This window comes from Emticicia sp., from assembly GCF_043780375.1.
Lineage (GTDB): Bacteria > Bacteroidota > Bacteroidia > Cytophagales > Spirosomataceae > Emticicia.
In genome coordinates this window covers 1-7,795 of the sequence record NZ_JAYWCU010000259.1, presented here as the reverse complement: position 1 = coordinate 7,795, position 7,795 = coordinate 1, and the positions used below count along the sequence as shown (strand labels likewise).

At 36.3% G+C, this 7,795-nt stretch carries 6 protein-coding genes; 2 read left to right on the top strand and 4 right to left on the bottom strand.

Annotation, left to right across the window (positions count from 1 at the left end; translation table 11 throughout):
- Both ACH2CJ_RS19185 and ACH2CJ_RS19180 read right to left on the bottom strand, forming a co-directional pair.
- Positions 1–557, bottom strand: a 557-nt coding sequence (locus ACH2CJ_RS19185; RefSeq protein ID WP_394995438.1) for an aminotransferase class I/II-fold pyridoxal phosphate-dependent enzyme, incomplete at its 3' end; no start/stop codon positions are given.
- A gap of 102 nt (positions 558–659) precedes the next feature.
- Positions 660–1,505, bottom strand: coding sequence for a methyltransferase domain-containing protein (locus ACH2CJ_RS19180; RefSeq protein ID WP_394995435.1), 846 nt, complete (start codon positions 1,503–1,505; stop codon positions 660–662).
- 86 nt (positions 1,506–1,591) lie between these two features.
- Between ACH2CJ_RS19180 and ACH2CJ_RS19175 the strand changes: the two genes are divergently transcribed.
- Complete coding sequence (locus ACH2CJ_RS19175; RefSeq protein WP_394995432.1) at positions 1,592–3,094, top strand: lipopolysaccharide biosynthesis protein; 1,503 nt, start codon at positions 1,592–1,594, stop codon at positions 3,092–3,094.
- Between the two features lie 87 nt (positions 3,095–3,181).
- Positions 3,182–4,099, top strand: coding sequence for a hypothetical protein (locus ACH2CJ_RS19170; RefSeq protein WP_394995430.1), 918 nt, complete (start codon positions 3,182–3,184; stop codon positions 4,097–4,099).
- Between the two features lie 4 nt (positions 4,100–4,103).
- On the opposite strand, the gene ACH2CJ_RS19165 is transcribed toward ACH2CJ_RS19170, so the two are convergent.
- Both ACH2CJ_RS19165 and ACH2CJ_RS19160 read right to left on the bottom strand, forming a co-directional pair.
- Positions 4,104–5,294, bottom strand: a complete 1,191-nt coding sequence (locus tag ACH2CJ_RS19165; protein ID WP_394995440.1) for a PQQ-dependent sugar dehydrogenase — start codon at positions 5,292–5,294, stop codon at positions 4,104–4,106.
- A 126-nt stretch (positions 5,295–5,420) separates the two neighbouring features.
- On the bottom strand, positions 5,421–7,795 hold a 2,375-nt coding region (locus tag ACH2CJ_RS19160; protein WP_394995427.1), incomplete at its 5' end, for a S41 family peptidase.

Here is a 7,795-nt window from a genome sequence, read left to right as displayed (position 1 = left end):
CCCGAAATAATATTTTTTGTTTCATGAAAACTAAATGCTGACAAATGCCCAATGCTTCCCAAGGGGCGACCTTTATAAAATGAATCAACTGCTTGTGCGGCATCTTCGATCACAAATAGCTCATTTTCGTTAGCAATTTTCATGATTTTGTCCATATCACAAGCAATTCCAGCGTAATGAACGACCACAATTGCTTTTGTTTTTGGCGTTATTAAGGCAGCTAATTTGTTGGCATCAAGATTTGGATTTTCGGTCGAACTATCAGCAAAAATTATTTTTGCTCCACGCAAAACAAACGCATTGGCTGTCGAAACAAAAGTATAAGAAGGCACAATTACTTCATCGCCAACTTGAATATCGCACAAAATAGCTGCCATTTCGAGAGCATCGGTGCAAGAAGTGGTGAGTAAACAACGCAGAAAATGATATTTTTCTTCAAAAAAATGCTGACATTTCTTAGTAAAATGTCCATTCCCAGAGATTTTACCTGACTGAACGGCTTCTCCGATATATTGCAACTCTTTGCCTGTAAGATAGGGTTTATTGAAAGGAATCACGGTTAATATATGATTGAATGAGTGAATGCTTCAATGATAGAATGAATTAATAGTCGAAATATTTTTAATAATATTCTATCATTTACTCAGTCTATCATTCAATCATTGAGTTTTAAAAACAACTGCACAACTTGCTCCAAATAGGATTTTGCTTTTTCCTAAACGTTTAAGCTCCCAATTATGGAGTAAATTAAATATTGAAATAGCCAATTTTGATGGCGTATGATTATCGAATTCAGCATCTAAAGTATTTTTTCTGGCTTTTCTAAAAAGCCTCGCCAAGCGATAAGGAATTGCACGCAAAATACTCATAATTGGTGGTAAATACGAAAAAATATAAGTTCCATAAACATACTCCAAACCACAATCTTTTGCTAATTTTTCGAGCGAAGCAAGATTATGGCGTCTGTAATGCCCGCTTTCATCGTCTACCTCCGACCATAGCCATTGATGAGCAGGCACCGTGATATAAATAAGGGCTTTTGAAGGAAGGTATTTCGCCAAATCAGTCAAAAAATTTTTATCGTCTTCGATATGCTCAATCACATCAAAGAGTCCAACGGCATCAATTTGTTTTTCTTCAAAAGGAAAATCCTGAAAAAATATATTATAGGCTTCGTTTACACCTCTTTTCTTTGCATTGAGGCACCCAGCATAGCCTGGCTCTATCAGAAAAATTTGTTTTTGAGGATATTTTTCAGACAAAAATTTTACTTGAAAACCATTTCCCCCACCCACATCGGCAAAGTTTTTGGCAAAGCTAAAGCGTTTGGTTAGTTCAAATATTACATTGTTTCGGTGTTTAAACCAAAAACTATTGTCTTCTACTGCAAAACAATAATTATTTCCTTCTTCGGGATACGACATTTTTTCGGCATGAGAAGCTCGCCAAATTCCATTTTTATCAAGCACTAATTGGGGTATTTTTACCCTTTCTGAAACATTCATTATTCAAACAAATCAATTTTACTGCAAATATTATCTATTTTGATGATTAACTTTGCAAATTGCACACCAATATTTTGAAATAGTCAATGAATGTCATAAAAAAACAAGCTTTTCTTAGTACAATTTTCTCTTACGGAGGTGTGTTGGTTGGTTTTATTTCACAGTTTTTCTTGATTCCCCATTATCTTACTGAAGACCAAAATGGACTTTTAGGCGTTTTGCTTTCATATATGTACGTATTGGTTCAGCTTTCTTCTTTAGGTTTCAATGCCGCAGGAAGTCGTTTTTTTCCCTATTTCCGAGATGAAACAAAAGGACACAAGGGTTTTTTATTTTTAGGAATAATCACTTCTTTAAGTGGTTTTTTGATAACTACACTTGGAATCGTTTTCTTGAAAGACTGGCTTGTCAATAACCAAGAAAAATCTTCGCTTTTAGCCGATAATTTTTATCTTTTAATACCGATTACTTTTGCTACATTACTTTTCAATTTGTTAGACAATTACGCCAAAAATCTCTACGATACGGTTACAGGTACATTTTTAGCTCAGTTTTTGCAAAGATTTCTCATTTCAGTATCTCTTTTATTACTAGTTTTTCATTGGGTTGATTTCCAACAATACATCTATTTTTGGGTTTTGGCAGTTTCTCTTTATGTTGTGCCAATGCTTTGGAAAGCAACTTCTTTAGGTGGGTTCTCGTTGAAACCTGATTTTACGGTGATGACACCTGCTTTTAGTCGGCAATTTGGTTTGTATAGTTTCTTGACTATTCTGACGGGTTTTTCGTCGATGGTTATTTTGTATATCGATAAAATCATGCTTTCAAAACTCACTACTTTGAGCGATACGGGCATCTATAATACCGCTTCGTTTTTTGGCAGTGTCATGGGAATGTCACTTTTGGCACTCAATAAAGCTGCACAACCTATTATTGCCGACTCATTTGCCAAAAATGACTTTGCCAATATCAGTACGATTTACCGAAAAAGCTGTACTACTTCGCTAATAGTTGGCTGCTGGATTTTTCTTGGAATTTACCTCAATCTTGATAACCTTTTTGGTTTTCTTCCTGCTTCTTATTCGGCTGGCAAATGGGTTATCATTATCATCAGTTTAGGTAAATTATTCGATTTGGCAACAGGTCTAAATGGTACGATTTTGACGCTCTCAAAATATTATCGCTATGATACTTACCTCATGGTTAGTTTGATTCTGATTACTATTTTGTTGAATCTTTTTTTGATTCCCATTTATGGCATGAATGGAGCCGCAATCGCTTTGGCAATTGCCACGGTTTACTATAATTTGGTTCGCTATTTATTGGTTTGGTGGAAATTGGGTATGCAACCTTTCACTTTTGATTTAGTTAGAATTATACTGTTTTCAATAGCCATCGGACTGATTATCAATACTTTACCAAATATTGAAGGAAACAAAACATTGGCTATAGCTGATATGACTTATCGCTCAATGGCTCTGACTTTACTTTATGGAATTATTATTTATTGGAGTAAAATTTCACCCGAACTCAATGAAGCGATGCGAAATGTATGGCAAAAAGTAGTTGATTTGGGCAGAAAAAAGTAAAATTTATTAACAAAAACATTCTCCTTTGAAGGGGGCGGCCGTCGCACGGCAGGGAGATGTTTTCACTAATGCTCCCTTTAAAACTTTATGCAAAAAACTTTTTCAATATATCTTCAAATTGGAGCATTTTTCAAGAACTTTTTCAGTAGTTTTTTATCTATTTTGAAGGTGATTTTATTGTCGAAATTTTCATTAAAACTCCCAAAAGCTACGCTCAAAAAAGCGGCTATTTTAGGTAATGGCCCTTCATTGAAAACTACTTTGGCAAATGATTTAGATTTTATCAAAACTACCGATATTTATGCCGTGAATCTTTTTTCTTCATCAACGGAATTTACGCAGATAAAACCCCAAAATTATGTGATACTTGACCCTGCTTTTTTCTTGTTTAGTCCAGCAAATGATGGTCGGGAAGACATCAAAAAAGCTCTTGACTGTCTGATTAAAAATACAGATTGGGACATGAAACTTTTTGTACCATATAAAGCAAAAAAATCATACTTAGTTAAACAAATAACTCAAACTAAACAAAATATTCAATTGTGCTATTACAATTATACGATTGTGGAAGGATTTGCATGGTTTAGACATAGAATATTCAACCTGAATTTGGGTATGTCGCAATGTCAAAATATATTGGCTTGTGCCTTATTTTTAGCCATTCGCCGCCGATACGAAGCAATTTATCTTTTTGGAGCTGACCATTCATGGCATGAAGAAATCAGGGTAAGCGAAACCAATGAAATTGAAGTAAAACAAGTGCATTTCTATGACAATGCCGCTCAAATAAAACACCAAAAAATTTTAGATGTAAATACCAATATTCATTCCAATATACAAACCATTTTCTTATCGCTATATAAAGCGTTTTATGGCTACAGTATCTTGAGACAATACGGTGATTATCAAGGCATTAAAATTTATAATGCAAGTACAAAAAGCTATATTGATGCTTTTGAAAGAGTGAAAGTTTCACCCAATCCTGCCCGAACTGAGGAAGATTAAAACCTTATTTTTTAGCCAAACTATAAATCTTTCCTGCCGAATAATCACAGATATATAATTCGCCATTGGCATCTTCACCAAAAGTTGAAACCGTACTTACATTTGTGATAAGGTCACTTTTGGTAACGGTTTTTCCATCATAGGTCAATGCCCAAATTTTACCACTTACATAATCGCCACAGATGTATTTTCCGTTAAACTCAGGAAGTTTTTTACCTCGATAAACTATTCCTCCCGTTACTGAGCGTCCGTTGTCTCCTTGCTCGTAACTCCAAACGGGGGCAATCAAATCTGCCTTGTTACAATCGCCACTTGCATCATAACAATTATTAGCTTCTTTGATTCTCCAACCATAATTTCCTCCTTTTGTGACTACATCAATTTCTTCAACTTTATTTTGTCCGACATCACCTGTCCAAAGATTTTTTGTAACTGAATCAAAGCTAAAACGCCACGGATTTCGGAGTCCATAAGCATAAATTTCTTCTCTGAAACCATCGGTATTTCCAACATATGGGTTATCTTTTGGAATGCCGTAATTGCCTTTTTCAATTGAATTTACATCAACTCTTAGCATTTTTCCTAAAAGATTTTTTCTGTTTTGAGCATTATTTTGAGGGTCGCCACCACTGCCACCATCGCCCGTTGAAACGTATAAAAAACCATCAGCTCCAAAAGCTACTTGACCGCCATTATGATTGGAATAAGGTTGGTCGAAAGTAAATAAAATTGTTTCACTATTTGGGTCGGCAATTTGTCCATTAGCCTTAAATCTTGAAACCACTGTTTGCCTACGAGGCGAATCTCTTGTATAATTGACAAAAAAGTAGCCGTTTTTCTTGAAATCAGGATGAAAAGTTAGACCAAGCAAACCCATTTCGCCTCCCGAAGCTACCTTTGCATCAATATCTAAAAAAACCGGTGATTTATCGGTAGTTGCATTGTTTTCAAATACTCGGATAATACCTTTTTGTTCGACCACAAAAAGTCGATTCGTGCCATCATTGGCATGAGTAAAATCAACTGGGTCAGAAAAAGATAGTTTTGGAAAAGCTAAAACTGCTTTGTAACCAGCAGCATTTGGTATTACTACAGGTGTAGTTGTTGTGGATTGTTCTTCCGAATCAACTTTGCAATTAAATGCCGCTAAAGCTATTGTGCAGAATATTCCGATGTAGGCAATTGGTTTTTTCATCATTATCTGGATTTTGTAACTAAGTAACGAAAAAAACGTTGAGAATGGTTTAATTTGGGGTAAAAAATTTGAGGCAAACATCTGAATAATGCTTGCCTCAAATAACTTTAAGTTTAATACTGCTGTTTATTTCTTCGCACCGATTTCCTTCAACAACTCATCTACTGCTGCTTTTAGTTGGTCGTCAGTACCTTTTGCAATCCAATCAGGTTGATTTTCTACAATAATATCTGGAATAGCTGGCCCAAGTTCTTGATTTTTGTCAGTGGCTTTAGTGTACCAAGCTCGACCTGGCAAACGCACAAACGAGCCATCCATCAAGCTTTTTCCACCCGTTGAAATTACCGAACCATTGGTTGGAACGCCAACTAATTTTCCAATACCTAATGATTTGTAGGCGTGTGAGAAAATTTCGGCATTCGAATAACTTCCTTCATTACAAAGGGCAATCGAAGGTTTTGTCCATGCCGCATAAACCAAACGCTCACCAATTGGGTAATAATCTTTAAATTTCAACTTGTCTTTTTCCAAATCTTCACTCGCTCCTCTGGGAACCGTGTAAGCGTGTTGTTTGTAGTTTAGAATCGTCATTAAATAGTCAGTTGTAGAACCTCCACCATTATAACGCACATCTACTATCAAGCCTTCTTTGCCAAATCCTGCGGCAGTAAATTCTCTTTCTACTACTTCAAAACTCGGAAAATCCATTCCTCTGATATGAATATAACCCAAGCGACCATTCGAGAATTTCTCAACTAATTTCTTACGATTTTCTACCCATTCTTCATACAAATTATTGGTAATGCTTGCAGTCAATCTGATAGCTACTTCTCGTGTTTTGCCATCGGCAGCTTTTACGTTTAACAAAACTTTTTCATTTACCAGTCCATTCAATAGGTCATGAAAATTTTCATTATCACTCACTGCTTCACCATTGACAGCTGTAATTATATCACCTTCATTGAGTTTACTTTTTTCTTTGTCTGCGGGCGTGTCAGCAACGACGTGGTTTATTTTTACACCACCGCTTACAGGAATCAATTCTGCCCCCAATAATCCTGTAGTTTCTTTTTGGGTTTCTGTTCTATCAGCAACAGTGAGACCTACGTGGCTCGAATTAAGCTCACCCAAAAGCAAATTGAACATATCTCTAAAATCATTGCTTGTGCTGGCATTAATGCAACGTTCTTTGTATTTATCGTGTAATTTTACCCAGTCATTTCCATGAAATTTCGGGTCATAAAATCCATCACGCATCGTACGCCATGCCTCTTCAAAAACTTGCGTTCGCTCTCCGCTGTAATCAACTTTCATTTTTGAAACAAAAGGCAAAGATTCAGCAACACTTGTTTTTAAATCTATTCTACCCAAAGCACCTTGTTTGACATAATACAAATATTTACCATCTTTGTCCATCGTAACTCCGTTTGGATTTGCACCGCCTTTGGTGATTTCTTTCAAATCTTTTCCGTCCCACTTTACACTATACAAATCTCTACCTTTGGCATTGCTGCTGGCGGTTGTATAATAAAAAGTTTCACCATCTTTCGAAATCACGAGGTCGTTTTCATCACCTGGAAAATTTGTTACTTGAACGATACGTTCGTGTATCTTATTAAAATTAATTTTGATTAGTTTTGGCGTTTTTTCTTTCTTTTCACTTCCTGCTCTTGCAGGTGTAGTTTCAGCAAGGGGTGTTTCCCTATCTTGCCAATCTTGCGTTTCTTTTTCCCAGTCTTCTTTTTTTAGCCAAACAAACCAAACATCATTACTACGGCTGGCACTTCGTGCCGAAATAAAGCCTAATTTTGAACCGTCGGCACTCCAAAACGGACGACCGTCAGTACGTGGATGCATGGAAATATTGACTGGTTTTGCAGAATTATCAGCAGCTTGAATAAAAACTTCTTGATTGAAATACAAATCACTGATGGCATAAGCCAACCATTTATTATCAGGACTCCAAGCGATTCCATTTGGAGCATCCCAAGTATTGCTCAATACTTTTTCGTTCGATAATTTGCCATCAGCACTAATATCGGCAACTACAAATGTACCTCTACCACGCACGTATGCTATTTTTTTGCCGTCAGATGAAACAGTTAATGCAGTTTCATCTCCCGCTGTTTTGGTGATTGGCAAAAGTTCATGCTTTAAGGATTTGAAGATATTTCGTTGGGTAGAATCGGTTGAACGCACCATATAAATATCAAAATTTCCATTGGCACGGTCGCTGCTAAAAAGTAAGGTCGAGTCATTCAACCAAGTTGGTTCAACATCTCTAAACGGATGCTCTGATACATTGATACTTCTTGATTTTTCTTTGTCCGTTTCTTTGATAAACACTTCTCCACGAATCGAATACGCTAATAATTTACCATTGGGCGAAACCGCATAATCGCCTGCACCTGTAGTCAATGTTTTTTGTTCGGTTGCATCAAGGCGGTCATCAGCACTAATTTTTACGTCTAATTTTAGAGCAGAACCACCCGTAGTTTTCA